Raw genomic sequence first — 17,947 nt, 5'->3', positions numbered from 1 at the left:
CGGATTAGATTCGGACAGCGGGGGAGGATTTAGCAATTTTGGAAATCCTCCGGTTGGGGTTTGGGCCAGCTGGAGTGTAGCCCAAGGAGATGTGATCTGCCTCCCCCAACCCTACTTCACCAAAACAAAATGGGGCCCAGCCAGATGGCTGAACCCCGTAAAAATACTATGGCGTCACCAACGGGTACCGAGAATTAACCACTATAGGCCGCGGCCAAGTTGAAGGTGGCGTGACTAGGCTGGATAGGCTGGAATGGAATTGAACTAGTTAGCTGTGTTTTGAAGGCCACCAGTACTCCATCTTTGGGTCCTCGTTCCAACCGTATTTGCCGTAGAAATTGGGATCCTTGCGTAACAGGTTGGCCCGGTGGGAGGAGTGCAATTCTTCACGCCCCAACCACCAGGGTGAGACCAGTCTTTTATGATTGATCCTTTCCAAAGGAATTCGGTTCTCAAAACCCCGCGCAACCCATTCTTTGATGCAAGCGTTCATATATAACTTCAAGGCCTCAGCATAGCCTTTCCACATGAGCACAGCGGGGTGGGTGCGCCATCCACGCTTTTCCGTGCGATTATCAATGATGCGTAGGATGGCTAGGGCTTCCGAGCGCTGTTTACCCAAACGACGGTTGTCCAGCACCTGGGCGGACCGATCATAATCGGAATATGGGAGAAATGTCTGCATTTATACATTATACCGGTGAATAGGTGGCCAATCAGCTTATCAACCCGCTCCATCGTTTGGCCATTGGCAAAAAAGGTCTCAACCTCACGAAGCTCGCCAAGGATCTGCTCGTCTTAGTAGCGCTGCCTGGCCATAGTCATTCTCACTCTCTTGGCCCAAAACCCTAAACTAAAACCTAGACTGGGTTAAAATAGTTCAATCACCACCTTCTCCGAAGGCCATTTTGCATTAAGGTAGTGAGAGGGCCTTTCCCAATATCCCGACGCCTAAAATAAATATGGCCTGCCTCTAGGAGGGGTGCATGAAGAAGGAGTAAAACCGTTATCCCTTGAAACGCTCTTAAGCTTTTAGAAAACGTCCCGTTGCCCTGTTAACCTAGGTTTAATTTTTTTATGGAGGAGTTTGTGCATTTGAATCTCAACCCACCTGGCCAGCAAGCCCAGGAGCTAGAACAGCATTTGCGGGATATGGCGGCAAGCCAGCTTTTTGCGGTTCTGTCCACTGTGGGGGGGAAGCAGCCCTACGCTAGCCTTGTGGCTTTTGCGGCTTCAACGGACCTTGCACGCATTTACTTCTCCACCAGCCGTACCACTCGCAAGTTTAATAACCTGCAGGGAAACCCCAGAGCGGCGATTTTGATGGACAACCGCAGCAACCAAGCAACAGATCTTCGCCTGGCGGCTGCGGCCACTGCCGTGGGCAAAGTAGAGGCGATAGGGCCTGACAAAGAGGCGGTATTTAGGCAGGTCTTTTTGGCCAAGCAACCTCACATGGGTGAATTCCTTGAAGCCTCAAATACCGCTCATCTGTGTCTCAACGTCGATGCCTATTATGTGGTTAGCCGGTTTCAGAGTGTATTCGAGTTCAGGGTCGTACCATGAATTGGATCTTGACCCTTGACGAAATAGAGCCTAGCAGCGAGGTGGGAGGCAAGGCCAGGGCGTTGGCCGCCCTCAAACGACAAGGTCTGAAGGTGCCTGCGGCCTTGTGCCTTCCGGCAGTAGCCTATCGCTATTACTTAAGCCGGAATGGCCTCGACCAGCGGATCAGCCTTGAACTAGGCAAAAAGAGTTTTGACAACATGCGCTGGGAGGAACTATGGGATGTCTCGCTACGTTTGCGCAATGTCTTTGGAAAAGCCGAGATACCTAGCGACTTGTCACAGGCCATAGAGGATGGCGTGAACCACCTTTTTGGAGACCGTCCGGTCTCGCTACGCTCCTCAGCCCTGGCCGAAGACTCGGCTCAAGCCTCCTTCGCCGGGCTGCACGAGTCATTTATTAATGTCCGCGGCATCCATAGCATACTCAAGCACATTAAATTGGTCTGGGCCTCGCTTTGGTCCGACCGAGCCCTGTTGTACCGGCAGGAACTGGCATTAGATCCTTTTGCAAGCGCCATGGCCGTAGTGGTGCAAGAGATGGTTGTCGGGCAAAGCTCCGGCGTTGCTTTCAGCATGAATCCCCTGGACAAGTCCCGCGCTTCGGTAGAGGCGGTCTACGGGTTGAATCAGGGCTTGGTGGACGGTTCCATCGAGCCAGACCACTGGGAGTTGGACCGGGCAACAGGGCATATTGTTGAGCACCGGGGGGCCCAGCGGCGCATGGCGATTGCGCCGGGACCTGAAGGTTCAGTGGCCGAAGCCCTGCCCGAAAAGCAGCAGCAACAACCGCCCCTAAGCTCCGCACAGGTTATAGAAATATTCCAAATTTCCCGCAGCCTGGAAGTGGCTTTCGGCGCTCCCCAAGACATGGAATGGACCCTTGAAGACCATGAATTCCACATTCTGCAATCACGCAACATTACCACCCTGGCAGTTTCGGGGGAGGATGATGAACGGAGACGCTATCTGGGCCTAAAGCGAAGCATCGAGAACCTTAAGGCCCTGCGGAAGTCAATCGAGGAGACCTTGCTTCCAGAAATGGAACGTCAATCCCGTGAACTGGCCGCTAATAATCTCAGCCGTCTTACGGACCGTGAATTGGTCACAGAGATAAGACGACGCCAAAAAATAGTTCAAAAGGGAGTCGATGATTACTGGCGGGAATGCATTCCTTTTGCACACGGAATGAGGCTTTTTGGCCAAGTCTACAATGACCGTCTGGCACCCCAAGACCCATATGAGTTTATGCAACTGCTATCCGGTTCAAGGCTGCAGAGCACCAGCCGGAACCGATGCCTTTGGGAAATAGGCCAATTAATAGCGGCGGACCCCACCCTGGCCCACGCCGTGTCTCAAGAGGGAGACATGGCAGGATTTCCACATTTTCTTTCCTTGATTGATCAATATATCTCCCTTTATGGTGACACATCTTGGGGGGGGCGCGAGTTCCGGTTGAACCGCAAGACGGTGGCTAGGCTTGCGGCTAGGTATGCCAACACCTCAGCGCCGGCAGAGGAGGCGCTGAGCTCCGACAAGGGGGAACTGGAACGGGAATTTATTCGGAGTTTTGCGGTTACCCAGTCACCGTATGCCTTGGAACTGCTAGAGATAGGCAGGGCCAGTTACCGGTTAAGGGACGACGACAACATCTATTTGGGGAGGCTCGAGGGGGAGCTTGCACGCGCGGTTTCAGAGGGTGTTGCTAGGCTGAGCGCTAAATGGGGTGCTATGCCAAAGGACCTCCAAGCTGAGGACGTCTTGCTAGCGCTTGAAAACGGCCGGGCTCCAGCACCCCCCCAAAAATCCAGGGCAAAAAAGAAAGGGAAAGCTGTCTTGTCCTTCAAGGCCCGGCAGCTGGTAGGCCAGCCGGCGAGCGAGGGATGGGCCTCTGGTCATGCCAGGGTGGTCCAAGACCCGCAAGATTTGTTTGCATTTGAGAACGGCGAGGTACTGGTCTGTGACGCCATTGACCCCAACATGACCTTTGTCGTCCCTTTGGCCGCGGCGATTGTGGAACGCCGGGGAGGCATGCTTATACACGGGGCCATAATTGCCCGCGAACATAATATACCTTGCGTCACGGGTGTTCCTGAGGCAGTCAACCTTATCAGTACGGGAGACATGTTAAGTGTCGACGGTAATTTGGGTATAGTCACAGTGGGAAGTAACAGTCTGCCAGTTGATTGATCGGAAAATGAATGAGATGTCTTGCCTTCACCCCTGGTTGTTTTTAAAATATTAATCAACCCATAGGTTGCATAGACGAAGTTAATATTATTAACCAACTAAACAATCAAAGGGAGGAAACAATGACTGAAGCCACCAAGACCGATTGGAATTACGTTTGGGTTAAAGACAAGGCTGGTAACGAGTTCATTTGTAAGATCGGTGACCTCAAGGACCCCAAAAAGGCCAGCAAAGAAGAATTGGACAAATGTGTCGATGACGCTACTGCCGGGGTTGCCTTGGGCGACTAGCTAACATCCGTTAAAAATACTGTGAGGATTCAGTCAGTTGGCTGAGCCCTCCTTGTATTTGGTGAAGTGGGTGGTGAAGTAGATTTTGGTTAGTAGGCAGCAAAAGGCCAAGTGTCTCTCCCATAGTCCTTACAAAATTACTTCTTGAGCTTGGCCCAGGCATCCCGGAAGGCTTCACCCATTTCTTTTGCGGCTTTTTCGAAGCCCTCGGCCAGCAACTGCCAGCTTCCCATACCTGTTTCTCGGTAGCGCCTAAGCTCGATGCCCAAATCGTCCATTTTTTGTCGCAGTTCGTGAAATTTCATGGTGTAATCAATCTGTAGGTCGGTTTTGCTCAGTTTGGCGCGCTCGCGCAGATGTTTGTATTCCGCCTCCAAATCCTCCAACTTCTGCTTGGCCATTTCTTGGACCTTTTCCGTATCCATCTTTTCTCCCTGCCGCTAGAGTCCTAATTTTTGTGGTCTGGGCTATTTACCATGGTGGGCCATGGGTCTAAACGAGGCAAGTCGATTCAACCCTTAGCCGCAGGAATTGCAGATAAATCATCAACCTACCCAATTGACCGGCTGATCTGGTTAGGCGATTTCGCTTCCTTCATTTAAGCTAGCATCTGTGCCAGTGCCGCTTGGTTGGGCGCTAAAAAAGGTTTCGAAGCCGGAACTTAAGCAAGCGTATCCAGGAACTTTGAAGTCTTCCGCACCGCCGGCAACCCCGCTTTTGTCGACCAATGGGGCGCGGCCCAAGACGCCGACCGGCTGCGGGACATCATGCTAATCGCCAAGCGCCAGCGCACCTGCACCATATAGCTACAAAGTAGCTACACATATCCTAAATCAATGAGACAGGCCAGAGTTAGCGGGTAGGCTAGATTGATGTCAATTATCCAAACATTTATTATGAGCCGCCGTTACCGCGGATGCACCATTTTGCCGTCCGGCGGCCGTCAGTACGCGCCGCCGCCCAACACCTCGTAGAGCTTCACCTGGTTGGCCAGCTTGGCCAGACGCAGGATCACCAGGACCTTTTGCGAAGTGAAGAGGGATTGCTGGGAGTAGAGCACCCCCAGGTAGTTGTCGATTCCGTTGACGTAGCGTTGCGCGGAGAGCCGGTAGGAGTTCTTCTCCGCGTTGACCAGGGCCTGCTGCGCCGATAGTTGCCGGCCTATGGTGCCTTTTACGGCCAGAGTGTCCGCCACTTCGCGGAACGCCGTCTGGATCGTCTTTTCATACTGGGTCAGGATGATTTTCTGGTCGGCCTCGCTTACCCGCAAGGCGGCCCAGACGCGGGGGTCGAATATGGGCATGATGAGACGGGGCGCGAAGTTCCAGGTATCGGACCCCGCGCCGAACAGGTCGGAGAGCTGGTTGCTGGCGGTGCCTACGGAGCCGGTGAGGACGATGCGCGGGAAAAAGGCGGCCCGCGCCGCGCCGATCAAGGCGTAGGCACCCATCAGCCGGTGTTCCGCGGCCATTATGTCCGGCCGCTGCAAGAGCACCTCGGAAGAAAGGCCCGCCGAGACTTCCTCAGGTCCGGTCAGGTCGTCCAGCCCGGCGGGCAGCAGTTCCCGGGGCACGCTGGCCCCGGCCAGCAGATTGAGGGCGTTCAGGCTCTGGGCTGCAAACTGCTGATAGCGGGCTATGTCCACCTTGGCGGTCTGCAGCGGGGTTTCGGCCCGGAACAGGTCCAGCTCGGTGGCCGCGCCGACGTCGAAACGTTTTTTCACCAGGTCGTAGGCGTATTGTTGCGATTGCAGGGTTTCCTGGGCCAGCCGCAGGTTGTCGCGGTCGGCGGCCAGGGCCAGGTAGGTCCGGGCGGTTTCCGACACCAGCATTATCTGCACGCTACGCCGGGCCTGCTCGGTGGCCAGGTATTCCTGCAGGGCCTGTTCCTCCAGGCTGCGGATGCGCCCGAAGAAGTCGATCTCCCAGGCCACCACGCCCAGGTCGATGTTGTATTTTTCCGAGGTCCTGGGGTTGCCGGGAGTGGTCAGCTCGACGGCGGTGCGCTGCTTTTGGGCCCCGGCCCCCAATTGCACCTGGGGAAACAGCTCCGCCCTTTGTATGCCGTACAGGGCGCGGGCCCGCTCCACGTTCAGGGCGGCTAGGCGCAGGTCCCGGTTGTTCTCCAGGGCCATGGTGATGATCTTTTGCAGCCGCTGGTCCCGGAAAAAATCCTGCCACTTCAGCTGGGCCACCGCCGGCGCGCCGGGCGCGACCTGGGACGGCCGGTAGGCCTCCCCCTTGGGCCACTGCGCCGGGACCGGCGCCTCGGGCCGGCGATATTGCGGCGCCAGGTTGCAGCCGCCCAGCAAGACAAGCAGCGCCAGCCACACCGGTAACAACCGCCTAGTCATGTGCTGGCCCCCCCCGGTCGGCATGGCGGCCGGGTCTGGGCGCCGCCCGTTTTTTGTGTTTGCCCAGCAGGTTGTAGATGATCACGTAAAACAGCGGCGCGAACACCGTAACCAGGAAGGTGGAGGTAAACATGCCGCCCAGCACCGCGATGCCGATGGCCTTCTGCGCCCCGGAGCCCGCCCCGGTGGCCAGGGCCAGGGGTAGGATGCCGAAACCGAAGGCCATGGAGGTCATGACAATGGGCCGCAGGCGCAGCTTGGCCGCCTCCAGGGTCGCCTCCAGCAGGGGGGTCCCCTGGTCCACCCGGGCCTTGGCGAACTGCACGATCAAGATGGCGTTCTTGGTGGTCAGCCCCAAGGTGGTCAGCAAGCCGATCTGGAAGTAGACGTCGTTGGGCAGGCCCTGCCAGTAAGAGCCGGCTACACCTCCGATGACCCCCAGGGGCAAGGCCATCAAGATGGAGATGGGAATGGGCCAGCTTTCATACAGGGCCGCCAGGCACAGGAAGATCACGAAAATGGAAAAGGCGTAGAGCAAGGGCGCCTGGGAGCCGGCCATGCGTTCCTGGTAGGACAGCCCGGTCCAGTCGTAGCCTATGCCCTTGGGCAGCTTGTCCGCGATTTCCTCAATGGCCTGCATGGCGTCGCCGGAGCTGTAGCCGGGGGCCGGCTCGCCCCATATGTTGACCGCCGGGAAGCCGTTGTAGCGCTCCAGCATGGGCGAGCCCGAAGACCAGCGGCCGGTGGCGAAGGAGGAGAAGGGCACCATCCTGCCGGCGTTGTTGCGCACGTAGAGCTTTTGCAGGTCGCCAGGCAGCATGCGGTGGGGAGCGTCGGCCTGGATGTAGACCCGCTTGACCCGCCCGGCCTGGATGAAGTCGTTGACGTAGGCGCTGCCGAAGGCGGCGGAGATGGTGTTGTGAATGGCGGCGACGGACACCCCCTGGGCCCCGGCCTTGCGCCAGTCCACGTCGATGTAATACTCGGGCACGTCGTTCATGCCGTTGGGCCGCACCCTGGCCAGGCGGTGGTCTTGCGCGGCCATGACCAATAGCTGGTTGCGGGCCGCCATCAGCTTTTCGTGGCCCAGCCCGCCCCGGTCCTGCAATTCGAAGTCAAAGCCGTTGGCCCGGCCCAGCTCGATGACCGCCGGCGGCGCGAAGGCGAAGACCATGGCCGACTTGATGGTGGAGAAGTAGCCCATGGCCCGGCCGGCTATGGCCCAGACGCTGAGGTTGGCGCTCCGGCGCTTATCCCAGTCCTTGAGCTTCACGAAGCCCAGGCCCACGTTCTGGCCCTGGCCGCCAAAGCTGAAGCCCGCGACGGCCATCATGGACTCCACCGCGTCCTTCTCGTTCTTGACGAAATATTCCCGCACCTGATTCAAGACGTCCTGGGTCTGTTCCAGGGTGGCCCCGGAGGGCAGGATCGCCTGGACGTAGAGTATGCCCTGGTCCTCGTCCGGCAGGTAGGAAGTGGGCATCTGCTGGAACAGGTAGGCCATGGCCGCCACGATCAGCACGAACAAGGCCATGTAGCGCAGCTTCTTGCTCAAAGCCCGGCCCACCACCCCCAGGTACCACTCCCGGGTGCGCAAAAATACGCGGTCGAACCAGCGGAAAAAAGGCCGCAGGAAAAACACCACGTGCTCGGAGGACTCGTGGCCCTTGGCCACGGGCTTGAGCAGGGTGGCGCACAGCACCGGGGTGAGGATCAGGGCCACCACCACCGACAGCAGCATGGAGGAGATGACGGTTACCGAAAATTGCCGGTAGATCACCCCGGTGGAGCCGGGGAAAAACATCATGGGGCCGAACACCGCCGAGAGCACCAGGCCGATGCCGATCAAGGCGCTGGTGATCTGATCCATGGACTTGGCGGTGGCCTCCTTGGGGGGCAGGCCCTCCTCGGACATGATCCGCTCGACGTTCTCCACCACCACGATGGCGTCGTCCACCAACAGGCCGATGGCCAGCACCATGGCGAACATGGTCAGCATGTTTATGGAAAAACCGAAGAGATCCAGCACCGCGAAGGTGCCCAGCAGCACCACCGGCACCGCGATGGTGGGGATCAGGGTGGCCCGGAAGGTGCCCATGAACAGGTACATGATGATGAACACCAGCAGGATCGCCTCGAAGAGCGTCTTGACCACCTCGTCGATGGCCACCTGGGTGAAGGGCGTGGTGTCGTAGGGGTAGATGACCTTCATGCCCGGCGGGAAATAACGGCTCATCTCCACCAGCTTGGCCTTGATGGCGTTGGCCGTGTCCAGGGCGTTGGCCCCGGCGGCCATGCGGATGGCCATGCCCGCGGCCGGCTTGCCGTCATATTCGGCGACCACGTCGTAACGCTCGGTGCCCAGCTCGGTGCTGGCCACGTCCTTCACCCGCACCACCGAGCCGTCGGGGTTGGTGCGGATGGGTATGTCGGCGAACTGCTCCGGGGTCTGCAGCAGGTGCTGCACGATGATGGAGGCGTTGAGGCGCTGGCCCTTGACCGCCGGCGCGCCGCCGAACTGCCCGGCCGAGATCTCGACGTTGTAGGTCTTGAGCGCCTCAGTCACGTCGGCCAAGGTGAGGCGATACTTGATCAGCTTGTCCAGGTCCACCCAGATACGCATGGCGTACTGGGTGCCGAAGTTGTTCACCTCGCCCACCCCGGGCACCCGCGAAAGAATTTTCTCCAGGTTGGACTGGGCGTAATCGCGCAGGGCGTCGCCGTCCATACTGCCGTCTTCGGAGATTAGGCCCACGATGATGAGGTAGTTGCGGGTGGACTTGCTGACCTGCACCCCCTGGCGCTGCACCACGTCGGGCAGGCTGGCCATGGCTAATTGCAGCTTGTTCTGCACCTTGGACCAGGCGATGTCCGGGTCGGTGCCGGCGGCGAAGGTGAGCTCCACCCGCGAGGCCCCGGAAGAGGAACTGGTGCCCGACAGGTAGAGCATGTCCTCCAGGCCGGTCATCTTCTGCTCGATGATCTGGGTCACCGTGTTCTCGACCGTCTCGGCCGAGGCCCCGGGGAAGAAGGCGTCGATGGCGATGGAGGGCGGGGCGATGTTGGGGTACTGGGATATGGACAGGTTGTGGATGGCCAGCAGTCCCGCGGTCATCATGATGATGGCGATGACCCAGGCGAATACCGGCCGCTCCAGAAAGAACTTGGAGAGCATGACGCGCGCCTCCGCTACTTGGACCCGGCGGCGGGAGCGGCCGAGGGGGCGGGGGCGGGTTTATAGGGCACCGGCTTGGCCGGCGCGCCGGGGCGGACCTTTTGCAGTCCCTCCACGATCACCCGGTCGCTGGGGGCCAGGCCCGCGGAGACCAGCCATTTATCCCCCACCGCCCGATCCACGGTGATCATGCGTAGCGCCACCTTGTTGTCGGAGCCCACCAGCAAGACGTAGGGAGAGCCCTTGGGGTTGCGCGACACCGCCTGTTGGGGGATCAGGATGGCGTGGTCGTTGACCCCCTCGGTGATCTCGGTACGCACGAACATCTCCGGCAGCAACACCCCCTCGGGGTTGGGGAAGATCATGCGCAGGAAGACCGAGCCGGTGGTGGGGTCCACCGACACGTCGCGGAACTGCAAGGTGCCCTCCAGGGGGTAGGGCGTCCCGTCCTCCAGGAATAGCTTGACCTTGTTGTGCCCCTGGCCGCTGCGGATCAGGCGCCCGCTGGCCAGGCGGCGCTTCAGCTCTAGCAGATCGGAGGTGGATTGGGGCACGTCCACGTAGATGGGGTCGAGCTGCTGAATGGTGGCCAGGGCCTGGGGCTGGTAGGCGGTGACGATGGCCCCCACAGTGACGTTGGATTTGCCGATGCGCCCGGCAATGGGCGCGGCCACTTTGGTATAGCCCAGGTTGATGCGCGCCGTCTGCACCGCCGCCTGCCAATAAAGGATGTCCGCCTTGGCCTGGGCCAGGGCGGCCGCCGCGTCGTCGTAGTCCTGCTGGCTCACCGCCTTGGCCGCCGCCAGCGACTTGTAGCGTTCGGCCTTGGAGGTGATGGAGGGCAGGTTGGCTTTGGCCTTGGCCAGGGCCGCCGTGGCGCTGTCCAGGGCGGCCTGGAAGGGAGCGGGGTCGATCTGATACAGCGTCTGACCGGCCTTGACGTCGGAGCCCTCCGTAAACAGGCGCTTTTGAATCAGTCCGTTGACCTGGGGCCTGATTTCAGCGATGCGAAAGGCCGAGGTGCGCCCCGGCAGCTCGGTGGAAACGGTTATGTTCACCGGTTGCACCGTGAAGGTGGAAACCTCCGGAACCGCCTGCTGCCGCTGGGTTTTCGGTTGGTTTCCGCAGGCCGCTACCAGCAGCGCCGCCAACAGGACCGCCAGCAGGACCGCCGACCTGGCACCGTGCCCCATGAGTCCACCTACCCCGCCGTTGGATTGCATCAGATACGCTCCATGTGACTTGACTTTGGCTGACATCTAACTATTTTGGGCCGCCGGGCGGGGCGAGTGGTACTCCCCCGGAATAAGCCCTTGGAAGATTATATTGAGGATGACGTCCGGCTCTTCCGGGTACTTGTTGTTTTGCGGATCTTCCAGCCAGCGCATGATGAAGCCGCTGCAGATGTTTTCCAGGGCAACGGCCAACTGCCTCGGCTCGGCGATTGGGCGGAAAATTTTCTTCTTGATCCCGCTGGCGAAAATCGAGGTGAGCCTTTCGCGCAATTCATTCAATTGTTTTATGATTTCGTCGTCAAGCCCAGCACGGAGGTTGAAGCTTCTTCCGCGCACCTCCGCATGGTAGAGACGCACCACCGCTTCTTTTTCGGTTACCGCCACACCTCTGGTGGACACGTAGTTGCGCAGCTTCTCGATCTCATCGCCGCCGCTGTCCAGGGCCTGGTCCATGACCTTATGGAACCAGTCGGTCTCCTCGATCATGATGGAACGGTAAAGGTCTTCCTTGTTCTTGAAAAATTTGTACAGCGTCCCTACCGCGAATTCGGCTTTCTCAGCGATCTCATTCATGGAAACGTTGTAATAGCCGTTACGGGAGAACAGCTCCAATGCGGCGGCAAGCATGTCCCGGCGTTGCCGCAACCGCTCCCTTTCCCGGCGTGAAAGCTTTTTGACAGGCGTCATTGAATCTCCTCAAAACCAGCAATGCCGATCCAAATCGACATGAAGCAATTTTACACCAAATGAATTTTAATTCTAATAAATGAATTAAACGTCACATAAAAGGCAAAACCCGTACTCCTCCAAGGTCCGGCGGGAAAATTCTGGGGATTTTTCTGGGGATTCAAAGGTAAATTAGCCGGTTGCGTATGGCTGGTGCATCGGCGGGCGCTTTGCCGGGCCAGCCATAACCAGCGATCACGGCAATTGAAAGCTGCCCCCCTTGACCTGCCCCCCTTAACCCGGTCCACATTTTACGTTAGGATTTTGGGCCGTGAGGTGCTACCCGTTTCGGGTCCAGGTGAGATGAGAGATTCCCAGGTTTGCTTCTTTGGAGATGGAGCCCTGGGGGAGGCCACGCAGGGGGCAGGTCCCACCTGCTTGGCATAGGCCTCCGGGGTCATGTTACCCAGGGAGCTGTGTGGCCGATGTTGGTTGTAATCCAGCCGCCAGGTGTCCAGCTTGTCCTGGGCGTCCACCACCGACACAAACCAGTTTTCGTTTAAGCACTCCTCCCGAAGACGTCCGTTGAATGACTCGATAAATGGGTTGTCCGTGGGCTTGCCTGGGCGGCTGAAATCAAGCTCCACCTTGTTCCAGTACGCCCACTGATCAAGGACTTTAGAGGTGAATTCGCTCCCGTTGTCCACTTTGATGGATTTGGGGGCTCCACGTTCAGCGACCAGCTGGTTGAGCACTGCCACTACATCATCGCCCCGTAGGCTCTGACCAGCCTTCAAAGCAAGGCTCTCACGACTAAAGTTGTCCACTATCGTCAGCACCCGGAGCTGATGCCCAGAATAAAGCTGATCGGACACAAAGTCCATAGACCAGCTCTCGTTGCTCCTCTTGGGCTTTGGCTGGCTGACCACCCGGCGGGTCGCGCTCACCCGGCGCCGGGGGCGCTTGCGGCGCATGGTCAGCCCCTCCTCGGTATAAAGGCGATAAACCCGCTTGGCGTTGACCAGCCAGCCCTCCCGCCTCAGGAGCACATGCAGGCGCCGGTAGCCATAGCTGACCCGGACCGCGGCCAGGTCCCTCAGCCGCATGCGCAATTCGTCCTGCCTGTCCGCAATACTCTGGTAGCGATGGCTGGAGCGGGCAAACTTGAGCACCTGGCAGGCCCGCCGCTCACTGACCTTGAATACCTTCTCCAAATAGCCGGCCAGAGCACGCTTGCGGACAGGCTTCATAGTTTTCTTTTTATGACGTCCTGCAGCATGGCCTTGTCCAGGCTCAAGTCAGCCACCAGCTGCTTGAGCTTACGGTTTTCTTCCTCAAGCTGCTTCAGGCGCCTGATCTCCGCCACGCCCATGCCCGCGAATTTTTTCTTCCAGCGGTAAAAGGTGGCCTCGCTCACCCCCATCTTGCGCACGATCTCCGCCACCGGGGTGCCGCTGTCAGCCTGCTGCAGGGCAAAAACGATCTGGGGCTCGGTGTACCTCCTGCGCTTCATCCAGTCCTCCTGGTCAAATGAGAATTATGACGATTTTCTCATCCGATATGGACCAGAATTCGGGAAGCAGGTCATGTTTCATGTTAGTTTGGGGCTACCATCCCTTGTTCTGGTCCAAGCTAATCTCATCCTGCGGCGTAATTTGATGAAACAGTCGGCAGCAGTACCTCCGCCAGCACAAACCGAGCAGAGCCTAAGCATAGGCGTGGTCCTAACTATGCTGGCCCTGGCGCTGCTCTGGGGCACCAACATGGCCGTGGTCAAGCTGGCCGCGGGCCAATTGCCTCCCATTTTCCAGGCCGGAGTTCGCTCGGTAGTGGCCGCATCTTGCCTGTGGGTGTGGATGGTGTTCAAGGGGGTGCGGGTATTTCCGAACCGGGTGGTGGTGGTTCACGGCCTAGTCCTAGGCCTTTTCTTCGGCACAGAGTTCGGCTTTCTTTATCCGGGCATGGTCTTGACCAACGTGGCCCGCAGCTACCTGCTACTGTATGCTGCGCCGTTTTTCGTGGCCGTGGGGGCCCATTTCTGGCTGCCAAACGACCGCTTGACGCGCCTGAAGGTGGCAGGCTTGGTGCTGGCCTTCGGCGGCCTGGTGGTCCTGTTTGGCCAAGGTCTAGACCGAATCACGCCCAGGTCCCTGTTGGGCGATCTGTTTTCACTAACTGCCGGGGCCCTGTGGGGAGCCACCACCGTCTATCTGAAGCGATTCCTAGCCGAACGTGCGCAGGCCCTGCAAACGCTCTTTTACCAACTCTTTTTCTCAGGGCCGTTACTGCTGGCAGCCAGTTTTTTGCTGGAAGACCCGCTGTCGGCCAGCCTAACCGGCTTCGGGGCCTTCTCGCTTTTCTATCAGTCGGTAATAGTGGCCTTCATCAGCTACCTGGCATGGTTCAACCTGATCCACCACCACCCGGCCAGCCTGGTGCAGGCCTTCACCTTCTTCACACCAGTGGCCGGGGTGTTCATCAGTGGGTTTTGGATTTTGCATGAAAATGTGGAGATCCGATTATTGCTGTCCTTGGCTCTGATCAGCATCGGCCTGGTATTGGTCAACCGTCCGACCCACAAAGCAACGGTGGCCTAGCGTCTTTTTTGGGCGGTATTTCCAATTTGGTTGTCCAAGGACCTGTGGGTACGCTTCCGGTTGTAATCTTTCTTCCATGCCTCGATCATGGATTGGATACCCCTGAACGGGTCAAACCTATTTCTCCTATGATTCTTAGCTGGTCAGGCAAAAAGCCCAGGATCCTGGGCTTCCCTTACACCAAGTTGACATTAAGCACCCAACCACCTAAGATCACGCCAAAATACCAATTCCTCAAGGGGGGACACCAATCCATGAACAAATCCGACCCGATCAGAATGCTTGCCGAGAAAGAGGGCCTCACCCTCAAAATGGCCGAAAGCACGGTAAACACCGTTTTCAACTCCATCGAGCAGGCCCTTTCCCAGGGTGGGCCTAATATTGAAAGTTCTGTTAAACTGATTGTGCTCTAGGAAAAACATATATTAGCATAAGACATCCGATGAATAAGTAAATTATAAAAAATGAGCCTATACAACAAGATAAAAAAAACGGCCATATTCGCTATGCTCGCAATCATTAGCACTGGTTGTTCGGTGTTTGGGGTTCATGACTATGAGTCACCCAGCTACAAAGTCATCCAGCAAGATGGTGACAAGGAGATCAGGTATTACAAGCCCTTTATCGTTGCCAAGACCACAGTAAAAGGTAATTTCAAAGAGGCGCAGACCGCCGCCTTCAGGATACTGGCTGACTATATTTTTGGGAACAATATCAAGAAGCAGAAGATCGCCATGACCGGCCCGGTAGTGCAAAAAAAGGATGCGCAAAATGAAAAAATTGCCATGACCGGCCCTGTGGTGCAAAGCGGCAGTGGGGATGAATGGGTGATGACCTTTATGATGCCTTCCACTTACGACATGGAGGAGTTGCCCACACCAAGGGATAAACGGGTAAGCTTCGATAAAATCCCTGCCAGGTATGTGGCGGTCATCAGTTATGGCTGGTACGGCAGCTTGGAGCGTAACGAGGATAAGGCCAAAGAACTACTGGATTGGCTTGCCAAAAATACAGATTTTAAGGTTGTCTCCACACCTATGTATGCTGGCTATGATCCTCCGTGGACCATACCATTTTTCCGGCACAACGAGATGATGATCGAGTTGCAAAAGAAGTAAACCTGTTAATGGGCCGCCAAGCAGCTTTTACGGGATTTACTCCTTCATTACGTCATGGCCAGGATCATGTTGCACAAGCTGCGCATCCCATATGAACTCAGCGATTAATTTGAATTGTTAGGTGCCTCGGGACTGGTCGCAAAGTCCCACAACAAAGTTGGCCTGTTGAAGCAGATTTAGAAAATACTGGATAGGTGACCTAGCATTTTTCGAGATAGGCTCACTGGCATTTTAATCTGCCTGGCCGAATAGCGCTTCCTAGCCATCGTCGCCCTCCCTCTCTCGTCCCAAATCCTAACTTAAAATCTTGGACCGGGTGAAGGGGGGTAGGTCAGGGTGCCTCGCCAGAAGGAACGAGGGCATGTCAGGTTAAGAGGATAGGTCACTGACACCCTGAAAAAAACAACTCCGCGATCAGGCCGACAAACGTTTCATCTCTCCCCATGCCTTTTAAAATAGCCTTAAGTGTTCCTATCCATATCTATAATGGGAATAAACTACCAACATCGGAGGAATAAGTGTCGCCACTCCGCAAGTTGTCCTGTACTTTCAGGTTCTTCGTGGTGGCTCTTTGCCTAGCCACCGCCTGCATGTGGCAAATTCCCTTGGCCGGACCGGAGGTGGACGCCCGCTACAAGAGCCTGGCCCCAGCCTCCGGTAAGGCCCTTCTTTATCTTATCCGGCCACCCCAGCCAGGAGAAGGAGACCCCATAGGTACTAGGATTTTGCTGGACGGGCGCGGTTTCGGGACAGTTAAGGGGGGAGCCTATTTGGCAGCTATGCTGCCGCCCGGGCAACATACTTTAAGTGTTTCTCTGCATAATAGAGCCGAAATTGTCCTGCAATTGGTCCCTGGCCGCACTTATTACGTGGCCCAAGGCCTCCGCTGGCGCGAGGGGAAATTTTTCGTGTGGTTAAAAAGGTTAAAACCGGCCCAAGGCAGGAAAATGCTCGAGCAGTGCCGCTATGCCCTTAAAAATGAGTTTGACGCAAGCTTGAGATAACCATACCAAAGCGCTTTTAATCTGACTGTCTGGCCTGCGACCTGCAGTAGAAATAAGATGATCCGGGGTCCAATGTACATCGTCAAAGCGTTTGGAACACGACTAGGTTTTTTCTGATGGACAGAGTCCCGGTAGACCTTAGGCTTAATAACCTCTTCGTTTAGGGGGCTCAGTCCAGGTTATGGCGACTCCTGCGCCGCAGGCCTATACCCTGAGTAGCTTCCTCTGCGTTAGTCTAACAAAAAACCCAGGATCCTGGGCTTTTCACCATAATCTCCATCCACACAAATTACTCATATCCTCACCGATCCCAAATTCCACATGCCCATCCGCATAAAACTCCGCATCCTCTTCCATGCGCTTGATCTTTCATTTTCAAGGAAATTCCCCTAGGACAAACTTTAAAGAATATTCAACGTAATACCCAAAATGGAGGACCTTATGAAAACAGCAATTTGAATCGCCCCGGTTTTTCCGGAGGCTCTTTTGTTTGAGTCAGGCCACCATGGCCTGGGCCTGTAGGGACCGATAGTATGACATCTCGAGTTCCACCGGGGGAATGTTTCCGATGGGCTCGAGCAGTCGGCGGTTGTTAAACCAGTCCACCCATTCGAGGGTGGCGAATTCCACGGCATCAAGATTTCGCCAAGGGCCCCGCCTGCGGATCACTTCTGTCTTGTAAAGGCCGATGACCGTCTCGGCCATGGCGTTGTCGTAGGAGTCACCCACGCTGCCCACCGATGGCTCGACGCCAGCCTCGGCCAGGCGCTCGGTGTAGCGAATCGAAAGGTACTGGGAGCCGCGGTCGCTGTGGTGGACCAGACCGTCGATGTCTCCAGGAGCCCACAGGGCCTGCTCCAGGGCGTCCAGGGCCAGATCGGTCCGCAAGGAACTGGAGGCCCGCCAACCCACGATCATGCGGGCAAACACATCGATGACAAAGGCCACGTAGGCGAAACCCAGCCATGTGGCTACGTAAGTAACATCTGCCACCCACAGTTGATTGGGGCGGCTGGCGGTGAAGTCGCGATTGACCAGGTCGGCGGGCCGGTATACACCCTCATCGGGAATGGTGGTCTTGCACTTCTTGCCCCGCACTGCCCCCTGCAGGCCCATAGCACGCATGAGGCGCTCCACCGTGCAGCGGGCCACCTCGATCTCCTCACGGTTTAATTGACGCCAAACCTTGCGCACGCCGTAGACCTGGAAATTGGCCTCCCATACCCGGCGAATCTCGGGCCGCAAATAAGCATCGCGCTTGGCCCGCTCGGGCAATCGCTCGGGATCAGCTTGACGGGCTTTACGCTCGTAGTAGGTCGACGGGGCGATCGGCAACACCGCGCAGATCGGCTCGACCCCGTGGCCCTGGCGCTGGGCGTCGATGAAGGACACCATCATTTCGGTCGGCGGTCGAGCTCCGCCTGGGCGAAATATGCCGATGCCTTGCGCAGGATCTCATTGGCCCGCCGAAGCCCCCGGTTTTCCCGCTCAAGCTGTTCAAGACGCTCACGCTCCGACGTGGTCAGGCCGGCCCGCACACCCTGGTCGCGCTCGGCTTGATGCAGCCAACTGCGTAGAGTCTCGCCGGTGCAGCCGATCTTGGACGCGATGGAGCAGATGGCCTGCCACTGGGAAGAATACTCATCCTGGTGCTCCAGCAGCATCCGCACCGACCGTTCCTTAACCTCTGGGGAATATCTGATTCGCTTGCTCATGACTCCATCCTCTCAAGTAATGGAGTCTCCGGCAATCCC

13 protein-coding genes, 1 pseudogene and 1 other annotated feature are annotated in these 17,947 nt (G+C 57.4%); of the genes and pseudogenes, 6 read left to right on the top strand and 8 right to left on the bottom strand.

Annotation, left to right across the window (positions count from 1 at the left end):
- Nucleotides 1–268 precede the first annotated feature (268 nt).
- Entirely contained in the window at nt 269–685 is a 417-nt protein-coding gene (locus AACH32_RS14435; RefSeq protein WP_338600903.1) for an MSMEG_6728 family protein, read from the bottom strand.
- Nucleotides 686–1,077: 392 nt separating this feature from the next.
- On the opposite strand from AACH32_RS14435, the gene AACH32_RS14430 reads away from it, so the two are divergent.
- The 3 genes from AACH32_RS14430 (at nt 1,078) to AACH32_RS14420 (ending at nt 4,045) form a co-directional block, all read left to right on the top strand.
- A complete protein-coding gene (locus tag AACH32_RS14430; protein ID WP_338600901.1) occupies nt 1,078–1,566 on the top strand; it encodes a pyridoxamine 5'-phosphate oxidase family protein in 489 nt (162 codons plus the stop codon).
- Nucleotides 1,563–3,755, top strand: coding sequence for a PEP/pyruvate-binding domain-containing protein (locus tag AACH32_RS14425; RefSeq protein ID WP_338600898.1), 2,193 nt, complete (start codon nt 1,563–1,565; stop codon nt 3,753–3,755). The genes AACH32_RS14430 and AACH32_RS14425 overlap by 4 nt, the downstream gene beginning before the upstream one ends.
- Before the next feature lie 122 nt (nt 3,756–3,877).
- Nucleotides 3,878–4,045 carry a hypothetical protein gene (locus AACH32_RS14420; RefSeq protein ID WP_338600896.1) on the top strand — a complete coding sequence of 56 codons (168 nt, stop codon included), beginning with the start codon at nt 3,878–3,880 and terminating at the stop codon, nt 4,043–4,045.
- Between the two features lie 137 nt (nt 4,046–4,182).
- Here AACH32_RS14420 and AACH32_RS14415 read toward each other — a convergent pair whose 3' ends face one another.
- The 6 genes and pseudogenes from AACH32_RS14415 to AACH32_RS14390 all read right to left on the bottom strand — a co-directional run.
- Nucleotides 4,183–4,470, bottom strand: a complete 288-nt coding sequence (locus AACH32_RS14415; protein WP_338600894.1) for a hypothetical protein — start codon at nt 4,468–4,470, stop codon at nt 4,183–4,185.
- A 518-nt stretch (nt 4,471–4,988) separates the two neighbouring features.
- Nucleotides 4,989–6,398, bottom strand: coding sequence for an efflux transporter outer membrane subunit (locus tag AACH32_RS14410; protein ID WP_338600891.1), 1,410 nt, complete (start codon nt 6,396–6,398; stop codon nt 4,989–4,991).
- Nucleotides 6,391–9,573: an efflux RND transporter permease subunit gene (locus AACH32_RS14405; protein WP_338600889.1), complete on the bottom strand. Its 3,183-nt coding sequence runs from the start codon at nt 9,571–9,573 to the stop codon at nt 6,391–6,393. The genes AACH32_RS14410 and AACH32_RS14405 overlap by 8 nt, the downstream gene beginning before the upstream one ends.
- Nucleotides 9,574–9,587: 14 nt before the next feature.
- Complete coding sequence (locus AACH32_RS14400) at nt 9,588–10,796, bottom strand: efflux RND transporter periplasmic adaptor subunit (RefSeq protein WP_338600887.1); 1,209 nt, start codon at nt 10,794–10,796, stop codon at nt 9,588–9,590.
- A 36-nt stretch (nt 10,797–10,832) separates the two neighbouring features.
- Complete coding sequence (locus tag AACH32_RS14395) at nt 10,833–11,495, bottom strand: TetR/AcrR family transcriptional regulator (RefSeq protein WP_338600884.1); 663 nt, start codon at nt 11,493–11,495, stop codon at nt 10,833–10,835.
- A 404-nt stretch (nt 11,496–11,899) separates the two neighbouring features.
- Nucleotides 11,900–12,987: pseudogene (locus AACH32_RS14390) on the bottom strand (IS3 family transposase); the annotation flags it as partial.
- A gap of 217 nt (nt 12,988–13,204) precedes the next feature.
- Between AACH32_RS14390 and AACH32_RS14385 the strand changes: the two are divergent.
- From AACH32_RS14385 to AACH32_RS14375, 3 genes are all read left to right on the top strand, one after another.
- On the top strand, nt 13,205–14,071 hold the full coding sequence (locus AACH32_RS14385) for a DMT family transporter (RefSeq protein ID WP_338600881.1): 867 nt from the start codon (nt 13,205–13,207) through the stop codon (nt 14,069–14,071).
- A 254-nt stretch (nt 14,072–14,325) separates the two neighbouring features.
- On the top strand, nt 14,326–14,484 hold the full coding sequence (locus AACH32_RS14380; RefSeq protein ID WP_338600879.1) for an HU family DNA-binding protein: 159 nt from the start codon (nt 14,326–14,328) through the stop codon (nt 14,482–14,484).
- 51 nt (nt 14,485–14,535) lie between these two features.
- The gene (locus AACH32_RS14375; protein ID WP_338600877.1) at nt 14,536–15,189 is read left to right on the top strand and encodes an SOUL family heme-binding protein; all 654 of its coding nucleotides are present in this window, start codon (nt 14,536–14,538) and stop codon (nt 15,187–15,189) included.
- A gap of 1,499 nt (nt 15,190–16,688) precedes the next feature.
- Here the strand turns inward: AACH32_RS14375 and AACH32_RS14370 are convergent.
- A protein-coding gene (locus AACH32_RS14370; RefSeq protein WP_434062343.1) for an IS3 family transposase occupies nt 16,689–17,908 on the bottom strand; the annotation gives its coding sequence in 2 pieces (ribosomal slippage) (nt 16,689–17,620 and nt 17,620–17,908; 1,221 coding nt in all).
- Nucleotides 17,514–17,630: a sequence feature (AL1L pseudoknot), on the bottom strand. Its footprint overlaps the gene before it by 117 nt.
- Nucleotides 17,909–17,947 lie beyond the last annotated feature (39 nt).

The sequence above is a fragment of the Desulfoferula mesophila genome (assembly GCF_037076455.1).
In the GTDB taxonomy this organism is placed as follows: domain Bacteria; phylum Desulfobacterota; class Desulfarculia; order Desulfarculales; family Desulfarculaceae; genus Desulfoferula; species Desulfoferula mesophila.
The sequence above is the reverse complement of the archived record's forward strand: the minus strand, read 5'-3'. Positions and strand labels throughout refer to the sequence as shown.